The 24,865-nt window shown below is 63.0% G+C and carries 27 protein-coding genes and 1 pseudogene; 8 read left to right on the forward strand and 20 right to left on the reverse strand.

The window, feature by feature from the left end:
• Nucleotides 1-120, forward strand: a 120-nt coding sequence (locus tag OO12_RS28065; RefSeq protein WP_152616379.1) for a hypothetical protein, incomplete at its 5' end; no start/stop codon positions are given.
• Between the two features lie 104 nt (nucleotides 121-224).
• Nucleotides 225-650: an Hpt domain-containing protein gene (locus OO12_RS14035; RefSeq protein WP_034159345.1), complete on the forward strand. Its 426-nt coding sequence runs from the start codon at nucleotides 225-227 to the stop codon at nucleotides 648-650.
• 27 nt (nucleotides 651-677) lie between these two features.
• Here the strand turns inward: OO12_RS14035 and bfr are convergent, their stop codons facing one another.
• The 7 genes from bfr to OO12_RS14065 form a co-directional block, all read right to left on the reverse strand.
• Entirely contained in the window at nucleotides 678-1,160 is a 483-nt protein-coding gene (gene bfr / locus OO12_RS14040) for a bacterioferritin (protein WP_034159346.1), read from the reverse strand.
• A 99-nt stretch (nucleotides 1,161-1,259) separates the two neighbouring features.
• Entirely contained in the window at nucleotides 1,260-1,430 is a 171-nt protein-coding gene (locus tag OO12_RS27510; RefSeq protein WP_082006538.1) for a (2Fe-2S)-binding protein, read from the reverse strand.
• Between the two features lie 223 nt (nucleotides 1,431-1,653).
• Complete coding sequence (gene purL, locus OO12_RS14045) at nucleotides 1,654-3,873, reverse strand: phosphoribosylformylglycinamidine synthase subunit PurL (RefSeq protein WP_034159347.1); 2,220 nt, start codon at nucleotides 3,871-3,873, stop codon at nucleotides 1,654-1,656.
• Nucleotides 3,874-3,904: 31 nt separating this feature from the next.
• Complete coding sequence (locus OO12_RS14050; protein WP_034159348.1) at nucleotides 3,905-5,353, reverse strand: phospholipase D-like domain-containing protein; 1,449 nt, start codon at nucleotides 5,351-5,353, stop codon at nucleotides 3,905-3,907.
• Nucleotides 5,350-5,688: an arsenate reductase (glutaredoxin) gene (arsC, locus tag OO12_RS14055; protein WP_034159349.1), complete on the reverse strand. Its 339-nt coding sequence runs from the start codon at nucleotides 5,686-5,688 to the stop codon at nucleotides 5,350-5,352. Before arsC ends, OO12_RS14050 begins: the two co-directional genes overlap by 4 nt.
• Nucleotides 5,685-7,643, reverse strand: a complete 1,959-nt coding sequence (locus tag OO12_RS14060) for a S9 family peptidase (protein WP_034159350.1) — start codon at nucleotides 7,641-7,643, stop codon at nucleotides 5,685-5,687. Before OO12_RS14060 ends, arsC begins: the two co-directional genes overlap by 4 nt.
• Nucleotides 7,644-8,213: 570 nt before the next feature.
• The gene (locus OO12_RS14065) at nucleotides 8,214-9,209 is read right to left on the reverse strand and encodes an aldo/keto reductase (protein ID WP_034159363.1); all 996 of its coding nucleotides are present in this window, start codon (nucleotides 9,207-9,209) and stop codon (nucleotides 8,214-8,216) included.
• A gap of 215 nt (nucleotides 9,210-9,424) precedes the next feature.
• On the opposite strand from OO12_RS14065, the gene OO12_RS14070 reads away from it, so the two are divergent.
• A complete protein-coding gene (locus OO12_RS14070; protein ID WP_034159351.1) occupies nucleotides 9,425-10,321 on the forward strand; it encodes a LysR family transcriptional regulator in 897 nt (298 codons plus the stop codon).
• A gap of 26 nt (nucleotides 10,322-10,347) precedes the next feature.
• Here OO12_RS14070 and OO12_RS14075 read toward each other — a convergent pair whose 3' ends face one another.
• The 5 genes from OO12_RS14075 to OO12_RS14095 all read right to left on the reverse strand — a co-directional run bounded on the left by OO12_RS14075 (nucleotide 10,348) and on the right by OO12_RS14095 (nucleotide 14,865).
• Entirely contained in the window at nucleotides 10,348-10,794 is a 447-nt protein-coding gene (locus tag OO12_RS14075; protein ID WP_235364796.1) for a (R)-mandelonitrile lyase, read from the reverse strand.
• Between the two features lie 20 nt (nucleotides 10,795-10,814).
• Nucleotides 10,815-11,285 carry a carboxymuconolactone decarboxylase family protein gene (locus OO12_RS14080; RefSeq protein WP_152616437.1) on the reverse strand — a complete coding sequence of 157 codons (471 nt, stop codon included), beginning with the start codon at nucleotides 11,283-11,285 and terminating at the stop codon, nucleotides 10,815-10,817.
• 45 nt (nucleotides 11,286-11,330) lie between these two features.
• Nucleotides 11,331-12,338 (reverse strand): alpha/beta hydrolase, encoded by a 1,008-nt coding sequence (locus tag OO12_RS14085; RefSeq protein WP_052215884.1) that lies wholly within the window; start codon nucleotides 12,336-12,338, stop codon nucleotides 11,331-11,333.
• 154 nt (nucleotides 12,339-12,492) lie between these two features.
• Nucleotides 12,493-13,581, reverse strand: coding sequence for an alpha/beta hydrolase (locus tag OO12_RS14090; protein WP_082006540.1), 1,089 nt, complete (start codon nucleotides 13,579-13,581; stop codon nucleotides 12,493-12,495).
• A gap of 210 nt (nucleotides 13,582-13,791) precedes the next feature.
• Nucleotides 13,792-14,865, reverse strand: coding sequence for an AI-2E family transporter (locus tag OO12_RS14095; protein ID WP_052215885.1), 1,074 nt, complete (start codon nucleotides 14,863-14,865; stop codon nucleotides 13,792-13,794).
• Between the two features lie 235 nt (nucleotides 14,866-15,100).
• Here OO12_RS14095 and OO12_RS14100 point away from each other — a divergent pair, with 235 nt between their 5' ends.
• Nucleotides 15,101-15,610 (forward strand): phage baseplate assembly protein V, encoded by a 510-nt coding sequence (locus OO12_RS14100; RefSeq protein ID WP_034159353.1) that lies wholly within the window; start codon nucleotides 15,101-15,103, stop codon nucleotides 15,608-15,610.
• Nucleotides 15,607-15,939, forward strand: a complete 333-nt coding sequence (locus OO12_RS14105; RefSeq protein WP_052215886.1) for a hypothetical protein — start codon at nucleotides 15,607-15,609, stop codon at nucleotides 15,937-15,939. Before OO12_RS14100 ends, OO12_RS14105 begins: the two co-directional genes overlap by 4 nt.
• A 47-nt stretch (nucleotides 15,940-15,986) precedes the next feature.
• On the opposite strand, the gene OO12_RS14110 is transcribed toward OO12_RS14105, so the two are convergent.
• Both OO12_RS14110 and OO12_RS14115 read right to left on the reverse strand, forming a co-directional pair.
• Nucleotides 15,987-17,762, reverse strand: coding sequence for an oleate hydratase (locus OO12_RS14110; RefSeq protein ID WP_034159354.1), 1,776 nt, complete (start codon nucleotides 17,760-17,762; stop codon nucleotides 15,987-15,989).
• A gap of 144 nt (nucleotides 17,763-17,906) precedes the next feature.
• Nucleotides 17,907-18,245, reverse strand: coding sequence for a hypothetical protein (locus tag OO12_RS14115; protein WP_152616438.1), 339 nt, complete (start codon nucleotides 18,243-18,245; stop codon nucleotides 17,907-17,909).
• Nucleotides 18,246-18,342: 97 nt separating this feature from the next.
• Between OO12_RS14115 and OO12_RS14120 the strand changes: the two genes are divergently transcribed.
• Nucleotides 18,343-18,648, forward strand: a complete 306-nt coding sequence (locus tag OO12_RS14120) for a hypothetical protein (protein WP_200887471.1) — start codon at nucleotides 18,343-18,345, stop codon at nucleotides 18,646-18,648.
• Between the two features lie 190 nt (nucleotides 18,649-18,838).
• Here OO12_RS14120 and OO12_RS14125 read toward each other — a convergent pair whose 3' ends face one another.
• From OO12_RS14125 to aroQ, 6 genes are all read right to left on the reverse strand, one after another.
• A complete protein-coding gene (locus OO12_RS14125; RefSeq protein WP_327196024.1) occupies nucleotides 18,839-19,591 on the reverse strand; it encodes a 2OG-Fe dioxygenase family protein in 753 nt (250 codons plus the stop codon).
• Nucleotides 19,592-19,732: 141 nt separating this feature from the next.
• Nucleotides 19,733-20,224: an SRPBCC domain-containing protein gene (locus tag OO12_RS14130; RefSeq protein ID WP_034159357.1), complete on the reverse strand. Its 492-nt coding sequence runs from the start codon at nucleotides 20,222-20,224 to the stop codon at nucleotides 19,733-19,735.
• Between the two features lie 200 nt (nucleotides 20,225-20,424).
• Nucleotides 20,425-20,856, reverse strand: a complete 432-nt coding sequence (locus OO12_RS14135; RefSeq protein WP_034159358.1) for a hypothetical protein — start codon at nucleotides 20,854-20,856, stop codon at nucleotides 20,425-20,427.
• Between the two features lie 39 nt (nucleotides 20,857-20,895).
• The gene (accC, locus tag OO12_RS14140) at nucleotides 20,896-22,248 is read right to left on the reverse strand and encodes an acetyl-CoA carboxylase biotin carboxylase subunit (protein ID WP_034159359.1); all 1,353 of its coding nucleotides are present in this window, start codon (nucleotides 22,246-22,248) and stop codon (nucleotides 20,896-20,898) included.
• A gap of 4 nt (nucleotides 22,249-22,252) precedes the next feature.
• Nucleotides 22,253-22,747 (reverse strand): acetyl-CoA carboxylase biotin carboxyl carrier protein, encoded by a 495-nt coding sequence (gene accB, locus OO12_RS14145; protein WP_034159360.1) that lies wholly within the window; start codon nucleotides 22,745-22,747, stop codon nucleotides 22,253-22,255.
• 36 nt (nucleotides 22,748-22,783) lie between these two features.
• Nucleotides 22,784-23,218 (reverse strand): type II 3-dehydroquinate dehydratase, encoded by a 435-nt coding sequence (aroQ, locus tag OO12_RS14150; protein WP_034159361.1) that lies wholly within the window; start codon nucleotides 23,216-23,218, stop codon nucleotides 22,784-22,786.
• Between the two features lie 119 nt (nucleotides 23,219-23,337).
• On the opposite strand from aroQ, the gene thiS reads away from it, so the two are divergent.
• Both thiS and OO12_RS14160 read left to right on the forward strand, forming a co-directional pair.
• Complete coding sequence (thiS, locus tag OO12_RS29295; protein ID WP_082006541.1) at nucleotides 23,338-23,910, forward strand: sulfur carrier protein ThiS; 573 nt, start codon at nucleotides 23,338-23,340, stop codon at nucleotides 23,908-23,910.
• Nucleotides 23,911-23,942: 32 nt separating this feature from the next.
• Nucleotides 23,943-24,710 (forward strand): annotated as a pseudogene (locus tag OO12_RS14160) (bifunctional sulfur carrier protein/thiazole synthase protein); the annotation flags it as partial.
• Between the last annotated feature and the right edge of the window lie 155 nt (nucleotides 24,711-24,865).

The raw sequence follows: 24,865 nt of genomic DNA on the forward strand, positions 1-24,865 counted from the left end.
GATCAATTGCCGATGAGCTATCAGCGCTATCTCATCAACGGCATCCGACGCGACCTCGGCTTCGGCGCCGTCCCCGTCCGCCTCACACTCCGCGCTCCCAAAAATCCCTTCGATCGGTAAATTGGATTGGGGCCGACTCGGCCCTTCCGTCAATCCATCCTTTACGGACCGCAGGTAGAGATAAGGCGAAACCTCCCGGCCAGATCATGGCCGGGGGGAGGGAGATGCTAGTGTCATTTGAGGGCAGCACGCTGGTCGATTGGGCGACCTTCTCGCGTTCGCGCAGCGAACTCGGGGCCGGCTTCGTGCGCATCCTCGGCTATTTCCGTGAAGACGGGGTGAAATCGGTCGCGGCGATCGAGACCGCGATGCGCGCGCAAAACGCCGCTGCCATGGTCATTCCGGCGCATACGCTGAAAGGCGAGGCGCGTCAGTTCGGTGCCGAACCGCTGGGCGAACTCGCCGAGGAAATCGAAACCATCGCCCGCGACTGCGTGGAAAGTCACGACACGCCCGAACAGGCGCTGCGACATGTCGTCAAGCTGCGTCCACTGTTCGAGGCAACACTCAATTTGCTCGAGCGCGAAGCCAATCCACTGGTCGAGCGCCGCCCCGCTGCCTTTGGCAAACGCTCGCTGTTCGAGAATTGAGCGCGCGGGGCCGCGCGCTCCGATCCCTTACTCGCTTTCTTCAGCCTTAGCGTTGAGCTGGATATAGTTTTCCAGGCCCATGCGTTCGATCATCTCGAACTGCCGCTCCAGCGTATCGACATGCTCTTCCTCGCTGTCGAGGATGCGGCGGAACAGGTCGCGGCTGACATAGTCGCGCACGCTCTCGCTATGCTCGATCGCGTCGCGCAGCAGTGGCAGCGCCTCCATTTCGAGCGCGAGGTCCGCCTTCAGCACTTCCTCGACCGATTCACCAATGCGCAGCCGCCCGAGCAGCTGGAAATTGGGCAGGCCGTCAAGGAACAGGATGCGCTCCGACAGCCAGTCGGCATGCTTCATTTCGTCGATCGATTCGTGGCGCTCGAACTCGGCGAGTTTCTTCACGCCCCAGTGATCGAGCAGCCGGTAATGCAGCCAATACTGGTTGATCGCGGTCAGCTCGTTCTTGAGCGCCTCGTTCAGATAATCGATGACTTTCGCGTCGCCCTTCATGGCACATATCTCCGTTCGTTGCGCCGATACTAGCGCAACACACGGTCAGCGAACAGTCAAAAAATGGCGGAATTCTGCGGTTTTCTGGGTCTGCGAACGCTACGCAGCAGCACGTTCCGAATCGATAATGGCTCGCGCAAACGGCACGCACTGGCCGCATTTCGGCTGGCGACCGAGCGCTCGATATGCCTGGCAGGCGCTGGTTGCACCCTGCCGTGCCGCTTCGCGCACGTCACGTTCCCGAATTGCATTACAGACGCAGACGACCATTGGATGCTCCACCGCTTGGCCTCCCATCTAGGGCTAATGCGAACCACTCGCAAGCTATTTTGCGGTTGATTCGCAACAGCTGGGCGCTTTAACGCCGCAATCAAATCCGGCGAGCTGCGCACAGCGTGACCAATCGGCGCGCCCGGTCCGAAAAAGCGCCCGAGTCGCAGACCTTTTTCGATTCGAGTCGAAACCTCAGCGAGGCCTTCAGCCCGGTCGTGCCCTACGCGACCGGTTCAGCGCTCATCAGGGCCGGAAAGAAGCCCTCATGCGCGGTACGGAGCTGCGCCAGCGTCACGACATGGTCGTCGTCGGTCAGCTCGAAGATCAGCCGGTCGGTGATCGTGCGGCCGATCCGCTCCATCTCGACGCCGGCGGCATGCGCGGCGGACAGCGTGTCGAGCAGTGCATGGTCGGCGACCGTCGCGATGTAGAGGCCCTGGTCCTCGCCAAACAGCGAACAGGCGACGCCGCACGGCAGCGGCGCATGAAGCATCGCACCGATATTGCCCGCCAGCGCCATCTCCGCGATCGCCACGGCGACACCGCCGTCCGACACGTCATGCACGGCCGTCAACGCGCCAGCAGCGATCGCACGGCGCACGAACTCGCCATTGCGGCGCTCGGCGTCGAGGTCGACCGGCGGCGGCGGACCTTCCTCACGGCCATGGACTTCGCGCAGCCAGAGCGACTGGCCGAGATGGCCGCTGCGTGTTCCGATCAGCACGATCACATCGCCAGTGCCCTTGAACGCGATGGTCGCCGATTTCGACCAGTCGGCAAGCAGGCCGACGCCACCGATCGCCGGCGTGGGCAGGATCGCCGAGCCCGTGCCGTCATCATTCTTGGTCTCGTTGTAGAGCGAGACGTTGCCGCTCACGATCGGGAAATCGAGCGCCTTGCACGCTTCGGCCATGCCCTCGATGCAGCCGACGAACTGGCCCATGATCTCGGGCCGTTGCGGGTTGCCGAAATTCATGCAGTCGGTGGTGGCGAGCGGCTTGGCGCCGACCGCGCTCAGATTGCGATACGCCTCGGCAATGGCTTGCTTGCCGCCCTCATAGGGGTCGGCATAGCAATAGCGCGGGGTGCAATCGGTGGTGATCGCCAGGCCCTTGTTGGTGCCGTGCACGCGCACGACGGCAGCATCGCCACCAGGGCGCTGCACCGTGTCGCCGCCGACCATGTGGTCATATTGTTCCCAGATCCAGCGCCGGCTGGCGATGTCGGGCGAAGCCATCAGTTTGAGCAGGTCAGCCGCGATATCGGTCGTCACGGGCACGTCGTAGAGCGGCGCGGGCGGCGGCGTCTTGACCCAGGGACGGTCATAAGCGGGCGCTTCGTCGGCAAGCGGACCAAGCGGGATGTCGCACACCGTCTCGCCCTTGAAGGTCAGCACCATGCGGCCGGTATCGGTGACATGGCCGATCACCGCGAAGTCGAGCTCCCACTTCCGGAAGATCGCCTCGGCAAAATCCTCACGGCCGGGCTTGAGCACCATCAGCATGCGCTCCTGGCTCTCGCTCAGCATCATCTCATAGGGCGTCATGCCGGTTTCGCGGCACGGCACATGGTCCATGTTGAGTTCGATGCCGACGCCGCCCTTCGACGCCATCTCGACGCTGGACGAGGTCAGGCCGGCCGCGCCCATGTCCTGGATCGCGACGATCGCGTCCGACGCCATCAATTCGAGGCACGCCTCGATCAGCAGCTTCTCGGTGAAGGGGTCGCCGACCTGCACGGTCGGGCGCTTCTCCTCCGAATCCTCGGAGAAATCGGCCGAGGCCATGGTCGCGCCGTGAATGCCGTCGCGGCCGGTCTTCGACCCGACATAGACGATCGAATTGCCCACGCCCGAGGCGGCGGAATAGAAGATCTTGTTGGTCTCGGCGACACCGACGGTCATCGCATTGACCAGGATGTTGCCGTCATAGGCGCGGTGGAAATTCACCTCGCCGCCAACCGTCGGCACGCCGACGCAATTGCCATAGCCGCCAATGCCGTGAACCACGCCGGCGATCAGATGGCGCATCTTGGGATGATCGGGCCGGCCGAAACGCAGCGCGTTGAGATTCGCCACCGGCCGCGCACCCATGGTGAACACGTCGCGCAATATGCCGCCGACTCCGGTCGCCGCACCCTGATAGGGCTCGATATAGGACGGGTGGTTGTGGCTCTCCATCTTGAAGATCGCCGCCTGGCCGTCGCCGATATCGATCACGCCGGCATTCTCGCCCGGGCCGCAAATCACCTGCGGGCCAGTCGTGGGTAGCTTTTTCAAATGGATACGGCTGGATTTATAGGAGCAATGCTCCGACCACATGACCGAAAAAATGCCCAGCTCAGTGATGTTCGGCTCGCGTCCCATGGCGTGCAGGACACGCTCATATTCTTCGGGCGACAGGCCGTGCTCGGCAACGATTTGCGGTGTGATCTCGCTCATGCGGCGGCTCTAACGACCATAGTGAGATTCGTCACCCCTTACGCCGCTTCCAAAAATGCAGGCGACGAAACAGGCCGCGTTTGGCGAAGGCCTCGAACATCTCGTCTGGGCCTTCGGGATCCAGCACTTCATTGTCGGCCAGCCATGCCTCGACCTCACTGAGATTGGGTACTTCATAGGGAATCAGCGTCTTGCCCGATCCGCGCAGCTGTTCGATCGCCCCGATCAGCGAGCCGCTCTCGTCGATCGCCGCGGCGACGACATCGATCTCCATGCCGAGATGCTCGGCGATCAGCCCGTCGCGGATCGCGCGGATACAGGCCGGGTCGGCGCCAAGATCGGCGTCGATCGTCACATCGCATTCGGTATCGAGCCGCAGCGACCGGTTGTTGAAGTTGGACGAGCCGACCCGCAGCATCCGGTCGTCGACGACCAGGATCTTGGCATGGACATAGATTGGCGCGCCGCCGGCGGTATGCGGGTGATACATGCGCAGCCGGTCGTGCGTGTCATGGTGCTTCAACGCCTCGAACAGTCGCGCCCGTGCGGTGTCCATCGCGATCGGCTCGAGCCAACCCTCTGCCGTGACCGGGTTGACGATGATCACTTCCGGCCCGTCCGCCTGGTCGAGCCGTTTGGCGATCGCCTCGGCAATGCGGCGCGAGGCGAAATACTGGCTCTCGGCATAGATATGCCGCGTCGCCCGCGCGATCAGGTCGAGATACAGCGCTTCGATTTCGTGCGCCGGTTCGACATCGGGCATTTCGGGTTGCGAGCGGGAAATGGCGACGCGGATATCGCTGAAATCCGCGTCGAGATCGTCCGGCCAGCAATCGGCCGACACGTCCGGCACCGCGATCGGATCGCCGCCCGCCAGCGCCCAGCGGTCGCGGCACAGTTCGCCCAGCGCGCCGGCGACCGGCCCCTGCAACGCGGTGGTCGCATCGTGCCAGGGCTTGTAGGGCTTGCCGTTCAGCATCCGGCCCGGCTGCACATCGAGATGTTCGCGCGTGTCCCAGCGTTCCGAGGTCATGTCGATCCCACCGCAAAAGGCGAGGCAATCGTCGATCACCACGATCTTCTGATGATGCGAGGCGGCGACCGGATGGAAACTGTCGAGTTTGGTGTGGATGCGCGGGTGGCGCATCCATTTGATCACGGTGAAGATGGTCGTGCCGCGCAGCAGCGTCTTCACCGCGCCGACGTCCCAGCGCAGCAGATAGACGTTGAGATCGGCATTGCGCTCGACCAGCCAGTGGATGAAGTCGCCGACATTATGCGGCGCGCCATCCTCGACATGTTCGCCGGGCACGAGGTCGATCCGCGCGTCGAAATCCCAGCCGATCAGCAGGATCTGCCGCCGCGCCTTGAGCATCGCCGCGCGCGCCGCGCGAAAATAGCGGTCGGCGTCGATCAGCACCGTCGCCTTGTCGACCTGTTCGATCCGCCAGCAATTGCGGCCGGGTTCGAGCCCGCTCAAAGGATCTCGCGAATGCGCTCGGGCGGACGCCCCAGCCGAACCCCTTTGTCGGTTTCGACCAGCGCGCGTTCGATCAGGATCGGGTCGGCGACCATCGCGTCGAGAATGGCATCGTCGCTTGCCCCGGCCAGCGCCTTCGCGGCGTCCTCGGCCTTGCGCAGCCCCTCGCGCGGCGTCATGCCCGCGCGCGCATAAAGCGCGGCGAGCCTGGCGCGGGTCGGTGGCGTCTTGAGATACTCGATCACCTCGATTTCGAGGCCTGGCGTCTCCTTCAGGATCGCCAGCGCCTCGCGCGATTTCGAGCAGCGTGGGTTATGCCAGATCGTCGCCTTCACTTTGCTGCCGCTCCTGCCGGTTTCAGATATTTGTCGAACCACGCCACGGTGCGCTTGAGCGAATCGAGCTGGTTCTCGCGCTTCTGGAAGCCATGCCCCTCGGCCGGGTAGAAGATCGTCTCGACCACATTGCCCTTGGCTTTCAAGATGTCGTTGACCTCCTGCGCCTGTCCGCGCGGCACGCGGATGTCATTCTCGCCCTGGATCGTCAGCAACGGCGCCTTGGCGGCGCGGATGTAAGTGAGCGGCGAGGCGGCGTCATAGACTTTGGGGTCGGACTCGGGCGTGCCGAGCAGGCCGCGCTGATAGGCTTTCAGCCGCTCGTCCTGGTCGCGGTACATGGTGCGCCAGTTGATGATGCCGTACCATTGCACCGCGGCGGCGAATTCGTCCGGCGTGCGGCCGATCGCCATCAAGGACATGAACCCGCCATAGCTGCCGCCGAAGATGCCGACGCGTTTCGCATCGACATAGCCGGTCTGGACCAGGAAGGCCTTGGCCGCGACCGTGTCCTTCAGGTCGCCGCCGCCCAGATCCTTGTAGTTCGCTTCCTGGAAGGCCTTGCCATAGCCGGTCGAGCCGCGAAAATTGGGCTGGATCACGACATAGCCGCGGCTGGCAAAGGCGGTGGCGTAGCGGCTGTAGCCGTCCTGCGATTGCCCGGTCGGCCCGCCATGCGGCAGCACGATCGCCGGGTTGCCGCCATCGCGCTTGAGGTTGGCGGGCATGGTCACGATCGCGCTGACCAAGGTGCCGTCGAAGCTTTTATAGGTCACCACCTGCGACTTGGGCAGCACCGCCGGGGTCAGGCTGGCAATGGCGAGTTGAGTCGCCGGGCGCGACTGGCCGGTGGCGAGATCGTAGAGATAGAGATTGGCCGGCGAATCCGCGCCCGAATGATTGACCAGCAGCGTCTTGCCGTCGGGCGATCGCGGATCCGCCCCGGCGAGATAATTGACCCCCGGCGGGATCGGAAGCGCAGTCTCGGTACCGGACGCGAGATCGAACCGGTAGAGCGTGCTGCGGGTGTCGGCATTGGTGGCGAAGATCAGCGACTTGCCGTCACGCGTGAAGCTGCTCGCCTCCTGCTCCCACGGCGTCGGCTTGAGCCAGCGCCAGCTTCTGGCGCCGGTATCGTAGAGGCCGGCGTGAAGCTGGCCGGTGCCCTCGTCGGTGTTGATGGCGATCCATTTGCCATCGGCGGTCGCATCGCTCGCCTGATAGACGGTGTCCGCCTTGCCGAGCAGCCTGGTTGCGCTGCCGCTGGCGATATCGATCCGCCACACTTCGGCGACGCGCGTATCGACCCGGTTGCGCCCGGCGATGATTGCCGCCCCGTCCTCGATCCACGCCACCGGCGACCAGCCGAATTGCGGGTCGGCTTCGCTGGTCAATACGCGGACCTTGCCGTCGGCATCCAGCACCGCGACGTTCGACTGGCCCTGCGACTTCAGCTTGACCGAAAGCGCGATGAGCCCGCCTTTGGGGCCGACGAGCATACCGCTTTCCTGGCGATCGGGCGTGTTGGTCAGATTCTCGACCGCGCCGCCATCGACCGACACGCGGTAAATGTCGGTATATTCATTGCCGCCGACATCCTGCTGAAAATAGACGTATTTCCCGTCCGCCGAGGTGACCAGTCCGGTCTGAGAATCGTCCGATTGAGTGATCTGCACCGGCCAGCTGCCCGCTGTATCGGTGCGCCAGATATTGGTCCGGCCGGTCAGGTTGGTCGCGATAAAGATCTGCTTGCCGTCGGCGCTCCATGCCGCGCCGCCCAGCGTCCGCGAGGTGCCGATATCCTCGACCGGGACGGCGCGGGCGTTGGGATTGGCGGGCGACGCGACATTCTTCGGATCGGTGACTGGCCGGTCAGGTGTCCTGACCTGCGCGGCGAGCGGGCTCGCGGCGATGGCAAGGACGCTGATGGCGGTGGCGGCAAGCAGATGACGCACGCTGATTCTCCCCTGTGATGCCGTCATCTGGCAGAGTGGCGGGGCAGGGGAAAGAGGGGTGCCGGTACCGGATGGGCAGGATTGAATCGGGACCCTGTCGTTCGAGATTGCCGCGTAGCTGGTGCGGGTGCTGCGATGGTCCCATTTTCCCGCAGCTGCGGGAGTTGTTGCGGGAGAATCGTTTTTTGAGGGTTCTGCGGGAGTCTGCGGGAAAAGCTGCGGGAGTTTTGATGGATCCGCACGGGAGTTTTTCCGGTGTGCTGCGGGAGTGAAGGGAAATATCGCGGTTGGGGTCATGGTCTGCTCGATGCCGGTCGCTTGATTCAAAGACTTTGGCGCATGGGCTTTTACTCGCAATACGAGAACGCACGCGCGCCGGAGAGCAGGTATGACGACAGCCGAGAGCAATATGAATCGATCCGCTCAACGGCTGTGACGGAGGATTTGGGCGGACGGCGGGGGAGATATGTTACACCGGATTGTTCCATATCTTCGGCGCATGTTGGTGCTCCGGCATAAATAATATGTATATATATCAGGTATTTATTGATATTTCTGGTAAGATGCAGGTCAGCGCCGCGTCATCTTGAGCATCTGTTCGGGCAACCGCTCGCCCCGGACTGCGAAACCCCCGGTGCCCGCGTCGATCTCGGCCAGATCGTCACGTGTGAGCATCAGGTCTGCAGCGCCGAGATTCTCCTCCATGCGGCCCATGTTGCTCGTGCCGGGAATCGGCACGATCCATGGGCGCTGGGCGAGGAGCCATGTCAACGCCACCTGAGCCGGTGCGGCAGCGCGGCGCCTGGCCACCCGCTTCACCACCTCCACCAGTGCCATGTTCGCCTTGCGGGCCTCGCGGGAGAAGCGCGGCACATGGTTGCGGAAGTCGCCCGGTGCGAACACGGTGTTCTCATCGACCTGCCCGGTCAGGAAGCCCGCGCCGAGCGGACTGAACGGCACGAAGCCGATGCCAAGCTCCTCCACCAGCGGGAGCAGTTCCTGCTCGGGCTCGCGCCAGAACAGGGAATATTCGCTCTGCAGCGCAGCGACGGGCTGCACGGCATGAGCGCGGCGGATCGTATCCGGTGCCGCCTCGGACAGGCCGAAATGGCCGACCTTGCCGGCTGCGATCAATTCCTTCACCGCGCCGGCTACGTCTTCTATCGGCACGCTCGGATCAACGCGATGCTGGTAGAACAGGTCGATCCGATCGGTCCGCAGCCGCTTCAGCGCCGCGTCGGCGACAGCCTTGATGTGTTCCGGCCGGCTGTTGACGCCGCCACCGCGCGCGCCTGTTTCGAGGTCGATGTCGAAGCCGAACTTGGTCGCGATCACCACGCGGTCGCGAACCGGTTCGAGCGCTTCGCCGACCAGTGCCTCGTTCGTGAATGGGCCATAGGCCTCGGCGGTATCGAACAGGGTGACGCCCCTGTCGACCGCCGCGCGGATGAGCGCAATCGCATCCTGTCGGTCGCCGCCCGGGCCATAGGCTCCGGCGAAGCTCATACAGCCGAGTCCCAGCGCCGAAACCTTCAAACCGTGCTGGCCGAGCGTCCGGTGTTCCATCGTCATTCTCCAATAGCCCCGCAGGCGCGGATGCCCGTGACACTGGCTCCTTCGGCAGCGTTTCCACGACCGAACTGCCGCAAGACGCACCTTCCGGTTTGTCGGGCAGCTTTAGTCGGCCGAAAAACCGATAGCTGCCGAATTTCGATATAACCTGCGCGACGAGGTGCGATTAGGGGCTATAATCGGCATTCCCTGATAAGATGGCCTAATGAATGTCGAACGAGAATTTCAACACGCTCGCCGCGTTCGCGGTCGTTGCCAGGGAACGTAGTTTCACCCGCGCAGCTGCCAAGCTGGGGGTGTCGCAATCCGCGCTGAGCCAGACCGTGAAGGGTCTTGAAGAGCGCCTGGGCATCCGCCTGCTCATGCGCACGACGCGCAGCGTGTCCCCCACCGAAGCAGGCGAACGCTTGCTACGCACGCTCGCGCCGCGGTTCGAAGAGATCGAACAGGAACTGGCGGCGATGAATGCCATGCGGGACAAGCCGGCCGGTACGATCCGGATCACTGCGGGCGAGCATTCGGCCGTCACGGTCCTGCAGAACGGCCTGGCCCGGTTCCTGCCCGAATATCCCGACATCAACGTCGAGATCATTGTCGATTATGGCCTGGTCGATATCGCAGCCGAGGGCTTTGACGCGGGTGTCAGGCTTGGCGAGCAGGTCGCCAAGGACATGATCGCGGTCCGGATCGGGCCAGCGATGCGGATGGCGGTCGTCGGCTCGCCATCCTATTTCGAGAGACACCCAAGGCCGGAAGCGCCGCAGGATCTCACCGCGCACAATTGCATCAACATCCGGCTACCGACCTATGGCGGCCTCTTCGCCTGGGAATTCGAGAAAGGCGGTCGTGAGGTCAAGGTCCGGGTCGAAGGCCAATTGGTCTTCAACAATATCGGCCTGCGGCTCGAATCCGCCCTTCAGGGATTGGGGCTCACCTATATGCCCGAAGACCTGACGCTCGATCATATCCGGGCGGGGCGACTGATCCGGGTGCTCGAAGACTGGTGCGAGCCCTTTCCCGGATACCATCTCTACTATCCGAGCCGTCGCCATGCTTCGCCCGCCTTTGCGATCCTGGTCGAAGCCCTGCGCTATCGCGATCCCTGACGAGCGAGATCGCAAGGCGCCCGGCCTCAATGTGGATATTGCGCGTCGGACACCAGCTCAAGCCATTCGACCGATTTCCCATCCAATGCTTCGGCGACCGCCACATGGGTCATCATGGTCGTGCGCGTGGCACCGTGCCAGTGTTTTACCCCTGGCGGAATCCGGATGACGTCGCCTGGCCGGATTTCCTGGATCGGAGCGCCCCATTGCTGGACCAGTCCAACGCCGACCGTCACGATCAGCGTCTGGCCCAGCGGATGCGTGTGCCAGGCGGTATGGGCGCCCGGTGCGAACGTCACGATCGCCCCGCCGATACGGGCAGGCGGCTTGGCCTGGAACCGGGAATCCACGCGTACCGAACCAGTGAAATTATCGACAGAACCTTGGGTGGGTGGCTGGGAACCGGCCTTTATGACTGTGACCATCTGGCCCTCCTGAGCAACTGCCGCGGATCCGCCGAGCGACAATGCCATCCCCGCGATGACGGCGGATCTCATTCAGGCTGTCCGGGTGCTGGCGGGTCGGGCTGACGCGTGGCACCGGGTGCCGCGTTGAATACGTCCCGTGCGACACCCACCGCCGAGATCGCGTTCGGCCATCCCGCATAAAAGGCGAGCTGCGTGATGGTCTCGACGATTTCGGTCTCGGTGACACCGTTCCGACGTGCCAAAGCGATGTGGGAGCGGAGTTGCTCGGGCCGGTTCAGTGCAATGAGCGCGGCGACCGTGATCAGGCTGCGGTCGCGCTTTGCCAGGCCGGGGCGTTCCCATACATCCCCGAACAGCACGTCGTCGGTAAGCTCGGCGAGCTTGGGCGCAATGTCGCCCATCAATTGCTGCGCCCGTGATGGTTGTTTGCCGGCGGTGATGGCCGGAGTCTCGGTCTGCGCGTGCGCCATGGTGGTCAAGCCTCCGGCCAGCAGGATGCTCACTGCTGCGAGAATGGTTCTGGCAATATGTTTCATCATGGATTCCTCGTTCGGGTCAGACTGTCCTGGCTGGTCTCGACGCTAGACGGTCCTGGCGAAGAACGGCGTCAGTTTGCCCATTGCGGCATCCACATATCTGGGAACCCAGTAGGTCTCGATATGTGTCGCACCGTCGATCAGGAACAGTTCCTTGTCCGTCGTGCCCAGGGCCTTGGTGAAGGCATCCTCGCTCAAGTACATGCTATCGGCCTTGCTGCCGGCGATCAGCAGCAGCGGCGTGTCGATCAGCTCGATCTGGTCGGTGGCATCCCAACGCATCAGGTCCAGCAGGCTGCTCATGGTGTACCTGCCATTCGAGTTGGGATGAGCGTTGGTTCTCCCGTAATAGACGAGCCCCTGACGATATAGCTCGAACGGCAATGCAGCGATCTGTTCGTCAGTGAGTCGCCCGTCACCGACGTAGCGGACGTCGCCCCCGGCTGCTTCCTGCGACCGAGCGGCTGAGGCCTGTTGCAGACGCTCCTGGATGGTGGGGATTTGCGAATCCATATAACCGTTGCGACGCACCCGGCCGGAATTGAACATGCTCAGCGTCGCAACCGACTTGAATCGCTTGTCGGTCTTCGCCGCCGCCAGCGCGTAGCCGCCGCCACCGCAGATGCCGAGCAATCCCAGGCGCGCGGCATCGACGCCCGGATAGCGGGATATGAAGTCCGCCATGCCATGAATATCCTCGATCCGGTTGGAGGGCTTGTCCAACTGACGGGGCACGCCGCCACTTCCACCCTGATAGGCCGCGTCGGCGGTGATCGTGATATAGCCCTGTCCGGCCAGCTGCTGGGCATACAGACCTGCGACCTGTTCCTTCACTCCGCCATTCGGGTGCGCCACGACGATCGCCGGATATTTCCGGGCCGGGTCATGGTTTGCCGGGGTGTAGACGTTGGCGGCGATGTCCAGGCCGTTGAGTCGGTACGTGACCGGGTGGATATTGATCTGGCCCGGCTCGTTTTTGGTGATCGCCCCGCCATAGACCAGGGTGAATGGATTCTGCTTGGAGTCGGCCGCGATCGCGGTGGCATTGGTCATTGCTGGAACTCCTAACAGTGCGCCTGAGAGAACAAGCGCGGAGGTCCCGAGAAACGCGCGCCTTTTTTTATCGGTGACATCGTTGGTCATGTAGAATTCCGTTTTTTGCAGGGAGAGGCGGGGACCGGTTTCGCTGGGCGTCGGTGCGGCCGGCTCAATCCAGTTTCTTCTCCGTCAGGAATTTCGACACCAGGTCAGCGATCTGGACATTGTTCAGGTCGGACATCAGGAAGTGCGTGTTGCCCCGGATGCCAATCTCGGGAAGATGCACCAGCCGGGCGTCACCACCATGGTTGTTGACCGCATCGACCCAGCGCCGGGCCATGGCGAGGCGCACCCGCCAATTGTCCTGCCCGCGCTCCCTGGTCGGCTTGGCAGGAAAGTTGTCGCCATAATAAATGACGATGGGAATGCGGGTCAGTTTCTCGAAATCCGCGCGCGACACGGCCTCGGGCGACAAGGTTCCCGCTGCGCTCGGCATCGCCGGAGGCAGTTCGTCCGCGGGGAAGATAAAGCCACTTCCGGGCTCGAAGGCGATGATGGCCTTGACGTTGGGATTCTTGATCGCGGTCAGCCAGCCCGGCCCGCCACCCTGCGAATGCGTGAAAAGGATGGCCGGACCGACCTTGCCGAATAGTGCCGACATCGCATCCGAGATGACCCCCGCATCATAGGGGCCGGTATTGGGCGTGACCGATCGCAAGAATTGATCGAGCACCTCCGGCTTTCGGTCGAACTGCACGTTGTCGAAGTAATTCGGCCATTTGCCGAGTCTGAACTGGTCGAAGAAGAGTTGGTCGTTGGGCGCGGGTTCGATCGTTGTTGCAACAATGCTGTTGCCGGCACGACCGCGGCGCGGCTGGTCGACAAGATAGACCGGGAAACGCCGGCGCAGGAAGAGGGTCTGAAAGCCCTCGCGACCGTCCGGCGTGGTCTCCCAACTGCGCGCGGACTGATAGGCTCCGTGCAGCATCACGATCGGCAGCGGCTTCGCCTTCTGCGGAATTTGATAGAAGGTGTAGAGATGGTCGCCATGGAAGCTTTGTCCTGCGGCGGTCGGTGCTTCATTGTCGTAGCGTCCCGGCGTGCGCGACACTGTTCCACCGATGGCGAAACTTCCCTGTTCCTGAATGACCAGCGATTCTTTCGCAGGGCCGGGCTGAGCACGTACGACAGGGGCGAAGACCAGGCCCGCCAATGCCAGTGCCGCCAAGGCTCGCCCGCTCCAATCCTCCAAGCGCATCCATTGCTCCTCCGGCTGTTGGACGCCTGTTATATGCCCTTCGTCATTGGTTGATTAGGCTGCTGGATGCGCTAAGCTCTATAAGCTCACCTAATGTATCTCGCTGCGCGTGAGGGGGACAACCGGGAGTCGTGTCGCGCGCGGCGTTGTCCATGGCTGGACCTGGAAACCTGCGGATAATTTAGTATAGTGTCCCCGAAATAGGATTTTTCAGGTCGCCTCGTCCGGTACGCCGATATCGCCGTCCGCGATCCATTCGCGCCAGATCATGACCAAGGCCGCCATCACGGCGGGGCCGACGAACAGGCCCAATAGCCCGATTGTCTCCACGCCGCCGACGATGCCGATCAGCACCCACACGAACGGCAGGCGGGTCGTGCCGCCGATCAGGCCGGGGCGCAGGAAATGATCGATCACGAAATTGATCACGAAGCCGAGAAGGCCGACCACGATCGCCGCCGTGACGAAACCCTTGAGGACCAGCAACGCCACCGCGATCAGCAGGACCGCGACCAGTCCGAACGGTACGATCGACGCGAGACCGGACAACAGGCCCATCAGGATCGGATGGGGCACCCCGGCAATGGCATAGATTATGGCCATGATGATGCCCTGGGCCAGGCCGAGCAGGACCAGCCCGTCGACCGTTCCCCGCACGGACGCGGAGATCTGCCGGCCCAGGCGAATGCCGGCCTCGCCGAACGCGCGCTTTGTGCCACGCTCCAATTGCCGGACGACGGTGTCGCGATCACGGATCAGGAAAAACAGCACAACGATCGTGAAAGCGAACACGACGACGCGTTTGATGACGCCGTGTGTCAGCGATTGCGATTGTTTGAGCAGCGTGTCGGTGTCGATCCGTCCCAGCTGCTCCGACGCCGCCGCAGCGGTGAGCAGATGGGTGTTCCACCACGCGGCGATCTCCGCTGAGCCGATCGGCAGGGTCGCCACCCATGCGGGGATGGGTACGCCCTTGGCGCGCGCTTGCGCGAGCCAGAGCGCGGCGCCCTGTGCTTCCACGACCGCGCGTGAGACGGCGATCACCACCGGCACGACGACGATGAGCAGCACCGCCAGGGTGATCAGGCTGGCAGCGAGCGTGTGCCGGCCGGGCCAGCGGGTCACGATGCGGTGACGAAGCGGCTCGACCGCGACGGTCACGACACCGGCCCATAAAACCGACGGCACGAACGCATGACCGATCCAGAGCGCGCCCAGCGCGATCGCTGTCGCAAGCGCGATCCGAGCGCGCACCTGCGCCGTCTTCGATTTTTCCACGTTCATCCCTTTGCGATTTTGCGCTTCGTCCCTGAAGATGCCTGAACGCCGCCGGCATCAAGATTTGGAGACACTATACCTAATTGGCGCGCGTCGATGCTTATAGCTGGATCTGGAAATCTATAGATAGTTTAGTATAGTGTCCCCGAAATACGAGCAAGCGATTCAAGCGGGCCGATTGCACAATAGTCACTCTCTTTGGGCCGTGCCATAGTCGCACCGCATATGAAGGAGCGAGCTGATGTCCCGACCAAGCCGCCGTTTCGGCAAATATCGCGGGACAGTCGTCAACAATGTGGACCCGCAGGACTTGGGGCGCATCCAGCTCATGATCCCTGATGTTTATGGCGCGACGCCCTCTCCTTGGGCAATGCCGTGTACGCCCATAGCGGCTGCCGAAGCCGGCATGATCGCAATCCCGCCCATTGGCACGATGGTCTGGGTGGAGTTTGAACGAGGCGATGACGGCTATCCGATATGGGTTGGCGGTTTCTGGCCCACAGCGGCGGAATTTCCTCGATCGATGCTCTCGTCGCCGTTCTTCGGCATCGCATTCAAGACGCCGAGCGGTCATAGCCTGGTCATCAGCGATGCGCCGGGTCCGGCTGGCGGCATCGTCCTGCGAACCGCAGCGGGCGCAGCGCTGACCTTTAACGATACCGGAATCCACATCTCCAATGGGCAAGGCGCATCGGTAACGATGGTCGGGGCCACCGTATCGGTCAACAACGACGCGTTGGAAGTGACATGATACCCAGCCCTCTGGTCACGCTCGATGCGATGGCTTTCTGTCCCCATGGGGGTCGGATCACCGCGACAAGTCGCGGCCGCGTGCGTGTCGGCAGAGTGCCGGTCGTCACCATATTCGATCTATGCCCGATCGCCGGCTGTCCCTTCTTTATGGGCGACCGGCCCGATCCCTGCGTCTCCGTTCGATGGGTGGGACATGCGACACGCGTTCTGATCGGCGGCCAGCCAGCGGTTTTGCAAGCGGGCGCGGGCATCGCCCTCAATGCTGGTCAGGTGCCGGCCGGCCCCGTGACGATCGTCGGCGGCCAGACACGCGTGGCGGGCGCATGAAGATTTGGGGACACTATGGGTGATTGGCGCGGGTCTTCGCCAGCGTTTCAGATCAGTTTTGCATTCTCGAGCAGCTCTTCGACATAGGTGCCTCTTACTTTGGCAAGTGCCACTTTCTCGATCATGCGCGCGACGAATGGCAGTTTCAGCTGATCGAGCGGTTTGCGATCGTTCAGATAATAGAGCGCGTCGAGCAGCACGCGGACGTCGAACGATGACGCGAACACTTCCGGCACGCCGCGATCCACGCCGACCAGCGTATAGACCGCCTCCATCGCCGTGCGCACCGAATATTCGGTGGTGAACACGGTGTCGCGCTCGGTCTCCGCAAAGTTGCCGATAAAGGCCAGGTTTTTCGAGGTATCAGGCACCACCAGCGGCCGGTCGCCGGCGGCGCGCGGCATGAAATAGGATGTGATGTACGGCATGTTGCAAGGGATGGTGCGCGCCGCAGTGCGCGCAAGATCGTCGATCTCCGCCTCCGGCACGCCGAGATGGTAGAGCCATTCGGCGCACAGTTCCGCGCCGGTGCAGTCGCGGATCGGCTTCCTGATGTAATCGCCGGGCTTGTCGGAAAACAGGCCGTACAGCCAGACGACGAGATCCTTTTGCGGGTCCTGGGCGGCGAAATGCGGCTGCCGGCTCATCGAAAAGCCGTAGAGCCAGCTTGAATCCTTGATGTTGCACGGGCCGCCGGTCACGATCCGGCCCGAGCGTGGATCGCGCCCCGTGATCCGCTCGATATAGGGAGTGATGCGGTCGTCGGTCAGCGTCACCGTCGCCGAGATCGTCCAGTTCGCCTCCGGGATATTGTCGCAGAATTTTTCCGGACGGCCGAATGCGGGATCCCGCGCGGCCAGCTTCTTCCATAGCGACCAGGCGCCGCCGCGATCGGTGACGATCGGCGCCGGTGTATCATTGTCGCCATAGGTCGAGCTTTCGGTGATCGAGCCGTTGGTGACGAACACCAGGTCGGTTGGTGCGAGCGCGATCTTCCCGGCCGCGCCATCGACCGTCAGGTTGATTGCCGTCGCCACTTTTTCACCGCCGGCGCTGGTGACCAGGATGTCATCGACCTGGGTGCCATATTGGAAGGTCACGCCGTGGCCCTTCAAATGCTCGACCAGTGGCAGGATCAGCGATTCATATTGGTTGTAATGGGTGAAGCGCAGCGCGCTGAGGTCTGCGAGCGTCGATACATGATGGACGAAGCGCAGGATGTAACGCCGCATTTCGAGCGCGCTCGCCCAGGGTTCGAACGCGAACATCGTCGCCCAATAGAGCCAGAAATTCGACGCGAAGAATTCCGCGGTGAAGACCTCGTCGATGCGCTTGTCGTCAAGGTCCTGCTCGCGCATCAGGGCAAGCCCGATCAGCTCCTCGACCGCCCTGGGCGTGAGCGTCAGGTCGGGCAGCTGGTCGATCGGCTCGCCGCGCTGGTGGATCGCGCGGCACGGGTTGGTCGACGGGTCTTTCTTGTGCAGCCAGTACATCTCATCCAGCACCGAGGCGTCCGGCGTCTGCAGCGACGGGATCGAGTGGAACAGATCCCATAATGTTTCGAAATGCGCTTCCATCTCGCGCCCGCCGCGAATGATGAAACCCTTATGCGCATCAAGGATGCCGTCCATGCTGCCGCCGGGCAGGGGAAGTTCTTCGAAGATCGTGATCGCGCTGCCCGGCATCTGCGCGTCCCGGATCAGGAAAGCCGCGCCCGCAAGCGATGCGAGACCGGACCCCACGAAAAAGGCCCGGCGGCCATCGACACCCTCCGGTTTGAGCGGGCGGGCAAAAGCCTCGAAATTGCCGCTGGACCTGTACATGGCAAAACCCCTTCGCAAGACCGAGCGCATTCAACGCAAGATGGTTCCGGCACAATCCGTGACGGAACGCTCAGCGGTCAAGTGCCGGATGGCAAAAGGCGGAACGCAAAAGGGCGCTTTAGCCTTTGCGTGTCCGGTTCAGGATCAGCTTTTGCCTCTGCCGGCGGGCGGCCGGCGCGGGCCGCCGGGTTTGGGTGGCCCACGACGCGGCGCGCGATCGGTGCGGGTCGCAGCGCCGGCGGGTGTGGGCCGAGGCGCCGTTGGCAGCACGCTTTTCGCTTCAGCGATGACGTAGCCATTTCTCTGCAATTGGGAGAACGCGTTGCGCACGCTTGCCGCAACCGCTTTTTGAACCGCCGATGGGAGGTCGCTGAACGCCGTATTCGCGTGAATCGAAGCCAGGTCGCGGATGAGCGCATTGGGGAGGCCCTGCGACGCTTCCTTCAAGGCCAGGATCGCATCGACGACTGCGGTATTGATCACGTCCTGGACGATGTCGGTTGCGGATTTTGTCATGCCGCCCCCAAGACACACCGCATCGCGTGGGTCAACACAGAGCAGCGCAGGATAGTGAGTCAGGTTGAAATTGACCGCCTCGATCAGACTGGTACGCCAGCGGACCCGATGGCATATCGCGGCAATGTGGAAACGGAATAAGCCCGCAGCCGTGCAGCCGGTGTCGCCAGAGCCGGGCGAACACGAAGAGGCCGCCAAGATGCCGAACGGTTTTGTTTATCGCATTTCCGGCAACTACGGGCCGAATGACGGTGTGCCGCCCGAGGCGATAGTTGGTGCGTGGAAGGTAAACGAGGAAGGCAAAATCTTCGGGGAGTTCACGCACAACCCGAATTATGATCCCTCAAGCCCTGCGGCGAATAAGATATGACCAAGCCCCAAGGGCCCTCGCGATCCTAACCAGCTCGCAAAGCTGATCGTGGACAATGCGACAGGTGAAGCGGACCAGGAGAAATTTGGGGGCACAATGCTAATTGGCACGGGTCATTGTGTATCGCCGATCTCGAAATCCGCGGATAATTTAGTATTGTGTCCCCGAAATAGAAATAGAGAATGCGCGCTCAGCCAGAGCCTTCCGCCTTCCATGTCGCGACGAAGACATCGCGATGCGCGGGCATGTCCGGATCGATCGGTCGGATCGGCGTGACACCATGCAGCACCCGGTGGTCGTCCAGAAGCACGGCGTCACCGGGTGCTGCCAGGGTGAAGCGGTCAATCTCCGGTCGGCCGGCAATCTGAATCTCGGTCACGCCTTCATTGGCGTTCAGTCGATCGATCAGCATCACCAACACCCAGTCGACCCCGTCGCGATGCATGCCTTCGGGGGTCGGGCGACCGAGGTTCTGCGCCGTGGTCTCGATCCGAAACTGATGCAGTTCGACATGCCAATGAGCGGCCATGGCGCTCTCGCCGGCTCCCTCGAAGCAAAGGGTCGCGCCGCGGAGCAGTCGCTGCATCATCGGGCTGTCGGCGATGGCGTCCTCCATCGGCTCGAACCAGCGCTGCACATCTCCATTCAGCTGATTATAGTCACGGCTCTGAAAATGGGGCTGGTGCGGCTTTCGCGCGATCGCGTCTGGCGTGATCGCCACTGCAGCGTGACGGCGCCGGCGATAGCGACCGCCATCGGCCATATATCGATCGAGGCCGAGCCGATTCCACGAGTCAGCGAAGCTCTTCCAGTCCGAGTCCAGGGCAGGCGTCGGTAACCAATCGATCGCGTCGGGCGCCGGACGAACGAAGCCCTGCGCAGCAAGCTCCAGGGCCAGGAGAGGATCGGCCGCGCTTCCAATGTTCATCGATTGTCGAGGCATGCACAGTCACCACGTCAACAATGGCTCCGGTATCGGCGCCATATGTCCATCATATAAGGGTTCATGCGGCCAGATCATGGCCGGCAGGGCAGATCGTTGCCTATGGCTGAAGCCAGGACGCTGCGTCCGCCTCGGCGATCCTCAGCCTGCGACGTGCCATTCCGGCCCGCGATATTTCTCCTCCACGATCCGCTTCAGGACCGGGAGCGTCGTGCGCCAATAGAATGCTACGTGCCGCCAGCCGGAATCCTCGCCGATTTCCCATCCGTTTCCTCGACGCACAGGTGAAGGCGGCACCTGCTGTTCGACCGTCAGAATCGTATCCGTGTCTTCGGCTTCAAGTGTCATCGTGATCGTCGAACAGGATTCGGGGGTGTCGGGCAGACCTGAAACCCGTGACCAATAGCTATATTGGAGCAGCGAGGGCGGCTGGACTTTAATGACACGCCCTTTGTCCCTGTAACGCCTTGTCCCGATGATTGCTTCTATCTCGATTGGGTCGTCGGCCCGCCAATCGGTCGTGAAGTGAGCATTGCGCCATTTTTCCCCGGCCTGGGGATCAACAAGGGCATTCCATATGTCGCGGGGTTCCGCCGCGATGCGAATGGATTGGGTAACGATCTGAAAGGACATGCCGCAAATCCTCCAATCCGAATCCAGCGACGAGCACCCATCCGAGATCGCGGAACCCGATCGAAATGGAGTGCTTGCCCATGGTGCGGAAGCGGAACGATTTGCCCGATCGTGGCGCGCTCGTCGACCCTGCGTCGATCGGTTTCAGGGACGCGATGCTGCCGTTAATCGTCAACGTCAGCGGCCGTCGTGGATGCAGACTATGCCTGTTCCGAACGAAACAGGCCTATCGTGAGCAGGCCCCAGCCCAGGACCATCGCGGCACTGCTGATGACGATTAGCGCCGAAACCATTTGCTCGGCAGAGGGCGCCGCCGAATAGCCGGCGCCGGCAATGGGCAGGGCATCACTGGCACCCGTCGCGGCCGATAGCGTCAAAGCGATCCAAAGCCCATACATTCCGGCGACGAGCGTCCAGTGCGCGACGCCCTTGAGAGCGGGGGCGAGCGTGATCATGGGCCAGACGAGGCCGGCAATCATGATCGCCATGCCGCTTTGAACCGCAGTGAGGTGCGCTGAAAGCGCCATTCTGGGATTCAGGAAGGAATGAACCGCGGCTCCTTGCAGAAGCCCGAGCAGGAAAAGGGCTGCTCCCGCAACCAGCAGCGACTTCCGATATGAACCCGGCGTCATGCGCTTTTCCTCCCCTTGTCGGCCCATAGGCGCCCGCGTTCAGGCGTCCTGTTTGGCCAGCCACTCCTCCAGCCATTTGATCGTATAGTCGCCGTTCTGGAAATCGGGATCCTCAAGCAGCGCCTGATGCAATGGGATGGTGGTCTTCATCCCCTCGATCACGAACTCCTCGAGCGCGCGGCGCAGGCGGCGCAGCGCGCCCTGGCGCGTGGTGCCGTAGACGATCAGCTTGGCGATCATGCTGTCGTAATAAGGCGGCACCCTATAGCCGGCATAAAGGCCGCTATCGACGCGGACATTCATGCCGCCCGGCGCGTGGAACTGCTTCACCAGCCCGGGCGAGGGCGCGAAGGTGCGCGGGTCCTCGGCATTGATGCGGCATTCGATCGCATGGCCGCGGAAAATCACGTCCTGCTGGCGCAGGGTCAGCGGATGGCCTTCGGCAATGCGAATCTGTTCTCGCACCAGGTCGAGCCCGGTGATCGCTTCGGTCACCGGATGTTCGACCTGCAGCCGGGTGTTCATCTCGATGAAGTAGAACTCGCCGTCTTCCCACAGGAATTCGATCGTGCCCGCGCCGCGATAGCCCATATCGGCCATTGCCTTGGCGCAGATATTGCCCATGCGGTCACGATCTTCCTGGCCGAGCACGGGCGAGGGGGCTTCCTCAAGCACTTTCTGGTGGCGGCGCTGCAGCGAGCAGTCGCGCTCGCCGAGATGGATCGCGTTGCCTTCGCCGTCGCCGAACACCTGGAATTCGATATGGCGCGGATTGCCGAGATATTTTTCCAGATAGACCGTCGCGTCGCCGAATGCGGCCTTCGCCTCGGTGCCGGCCTGGAGCATCTGGGTTTCGAGGCTTTCGGGGTCGTTGACCACCTTCATGCCGCGCCCGCCGCCGCCCGAGGCGGCCTTGATGATCACCGGATAGCCGACCTTTGCGGCGATCTTCTTCGCTTCGGCGATGTCGCTGATCGCGCCGTCCGACCCGGGCACCAGCGGCAGGCCGAGCGCGCCGGCGGTGCGCTTGGCCTCGACCTTGTCGCCCATGGTGCGGATATGCTCGGGCTTCGGCCCGACAAAGATGATGTCGTGCGCTTCGACGATCTCGGCGAATTTGGCGTTTTCGCTGAGGAAGCCATAGCCCGGATGGATCGCATCGGCGCCGGAGATTTCGGCGGCCGAGATGATGTTCGGGATGTTGAGATAGCTGTCGACCGCGGGCGGCGGGCCGATGCAGATCGCCTGATCGGCGAGCCGCACATGCATTGCATCGGCATCGGCGGTCGAATGCACCGCGACCGTCAGAATGCCCATTTCATGGCACGCACGATGGATGCGCAGCGCGATCTCGCCGCGATTGGCGATCAGCAGCTTCTTGATCTGCTTCATGGGGTTATTCGACGACGACGAGTGGCTGGTCGAATTCGACCGGCTGGCCATTCTCGACCAGCACGGCCTTTACCGTGCCGGCGCTGGGGGCGAGAATCGGGTTCATCACCTTCATCGCCTCGACGATCAGCAGGGTCGCGCCCGCTGCGACCTTGTCGCCGACGGCCACGAACGGCTTCGAATCGGGATCGGACGACAGATAGGCAGTGCCGACCATCGGCGATTTTACCGCATTGGCGGCCGGGACCGGCGCGGCGACGACGTCCACCGGTGCGGCCGGCAGCAGCGGCGCAGCGGCGCTCGGCGCAGCGGGCGCGGCGCTGTAATGCACCGGCGCGGCGGCCGCGGCCTTGCGCGCGATGCGGATCTTGCGGCCGCCATCCTCGACCTCGATTTCGGTCAGGCTGGTGTCGTCCAGCAATTGTGCGAGTTGACGGACCAGAGCGACATCGATTCGCATCGCGTCATTCTGGGCGGCGGATTGTTCGTTTTCGGCCATGCGACCCTTATGCTCCCTTATTGGGCACGCGTCCTGTCAGAGACGGGCGGCGGCTTCAAGCGCCAGCAGATAGGAAAGCGCGCCGAAGCCGGCGATGGTTCCCCGTGCGACCGGCGCGATATGGCTGCGATGGCGAAAGGATTCGCGCGCGTGCGGATTGGACAGATGCACCTCGATCACGGGCGTGACGATCGCCTTGATCGCATCGCGCACCGCGACCGAAGTGTGGGTATAGGCGCCGGCATTGAGAATCACCGCCCTGGCGCCCTCGGCCTGCGCTTCGTGCAGCCAGTCGACCAGATGCCCCTCGTGATTCGACTGGCGCATGTCGATCTTCAGATCGAGGTCGCGGGCGCGATCCTCCAACTGCCCGGCGATATCGTCGAGCGTGTCGGTGCCATAGATGTCCGGCTCGCGCAGCCCCAGCAGGTTGAGGTTCGGGCCGTTGAGGACGAAGATCGTATCGGACAAGAGACCGGGCTTTCGTTTGCGGGTTTGACGATTGCGGGTTTGGCGGTTGCGGGCGCGGGCCAGCGCTTTCTATATGCGCGGGGCCGCGTGATCAAATTGCGCGTCGTTCCGGAGTAGTAATGACACATACCGACGGCACTGTCTCGATTCGCGTCAATGGCGAGCATCGCCGCGTTGTCGCCGGCCTGACGATCGCGCAGCTTGCCGCCGATCTCGGCCTGGTGCCGGAAAAGATCGCGGTCGAGCGCAATCTGGAGATCGTGCCGCGCTCGACGCTCGGGCAGGTCCTGGTCGAGGATGGCGACGAGCTGGAGATCGTGCATTTCGTCGGTGGCGGCATGGGCGCATCGCGCATCGTGCCGAACCGCTTCGCCGACGACAGCGCCGCCGGACGGGCCTTTTTCACCGATGTGCTGGGCCTCGACCTCGCGATGGAACTGGATTTCATCTCGACCTATCGCGCGCCCGGGCATGACGATGCGCAGATCAGCGTGATTGCCGGCGACCCATCGGGCCTGAAGCCGGATTATTCGGTCGGTGTCGACAATGTCGATGATTGCCATGCCCGCGCCGTCGCGCAAGGGTTGGAGATCGTCTATCCGCTCACCGACGAGCCCTGGGGCGTGCGTCGGTTCTTCGTCCGCGACACCGTGGGCGGCCTTGCCAATATCGTGGAGCACCGCAGGTCATGACCATCCAGACGCCAATCACCACCGCAAGCGCGGCGGACACCTGGACCGTGGCGGGCAAGACCTTCCGTTCGCGCCTGATCGTCGGCACCGGCAAATATAAGGACTTCGCGCAGAATGCGGCGGCGGTCGAAGCCTCGGGCGCGGAGATCGTGACCGTCGCGGTGCGCCGGGTGAATGTGTCGGACCCCAACGCGCCGATGCTGACCGATTTCATCGACCCGAAAAAGATCACCTATCTGCCCAATACGGCGGGCTGTTTCGACGCCGAATCCGCGATCCGCACCTTGCGGCTGGCACGCGAGGCGGGCGGCTGGGAACTGGTCAAGCTCGAGGTGCTGGGCGAGGCGAAGACGCTCTATCCCGACATGGTCGAGACGCTGCGCGCGTGCGAAATCCTCGCCAATGAAGGCTTCAAGCCAATGGTCTATTGCGTCGATGATCCGATCGCGGCGAAGCGGCTGGAAAATGTCGGCGCGGTGGCGATCATGCCGCTCGGCGCGCCGATCGGCTCGGGGCTCGGCATCCAGAACCAGGTGACGATCCGCCTGATCGTAGAGGGCGCGAGCGTGCCGGTGCTGGTCGATGCCGGGGTCGGCACCGCGTCCGACGCGGCGGCGGCGATGGAGCTGGGCTGCGACGGCGTGCTGATGAACACCGCGATCGCCGAAGCCAAGGACCCGATCCTGATGGCGGCGGCGATGAAGGCCGGGGTCGAAGCGGGGCGGATGGCCTATCTCGCCGGGCGGATGGGCAAGCGGCGTTACGCCGATCCGTCCAGCCCGCTGGCGGGGTTGATCTAGGGGTGAACCTACACCGGAATGACTGCTATCGTTGAGAGTTTCGGACGCCGCCAGGCGTCGGAAAGTCTTCGGTGCCCGAACCCGCGGGCCGCAGGCGATGCTCTATGGGGATTTCGATATCGGTGGGTGCCGGGCGGTGGTGGACGCTGCCGATA

It is taken from the genome of Sphingomonas sp. ERG5 (assembly GCF_000803065.1).
Taxonomy (GTDB): Bacteria; Pseudomonadota; Alphaproteobacteria; order Sphingomonadales; family Sphingomonadaceae; genus Sphingomonas.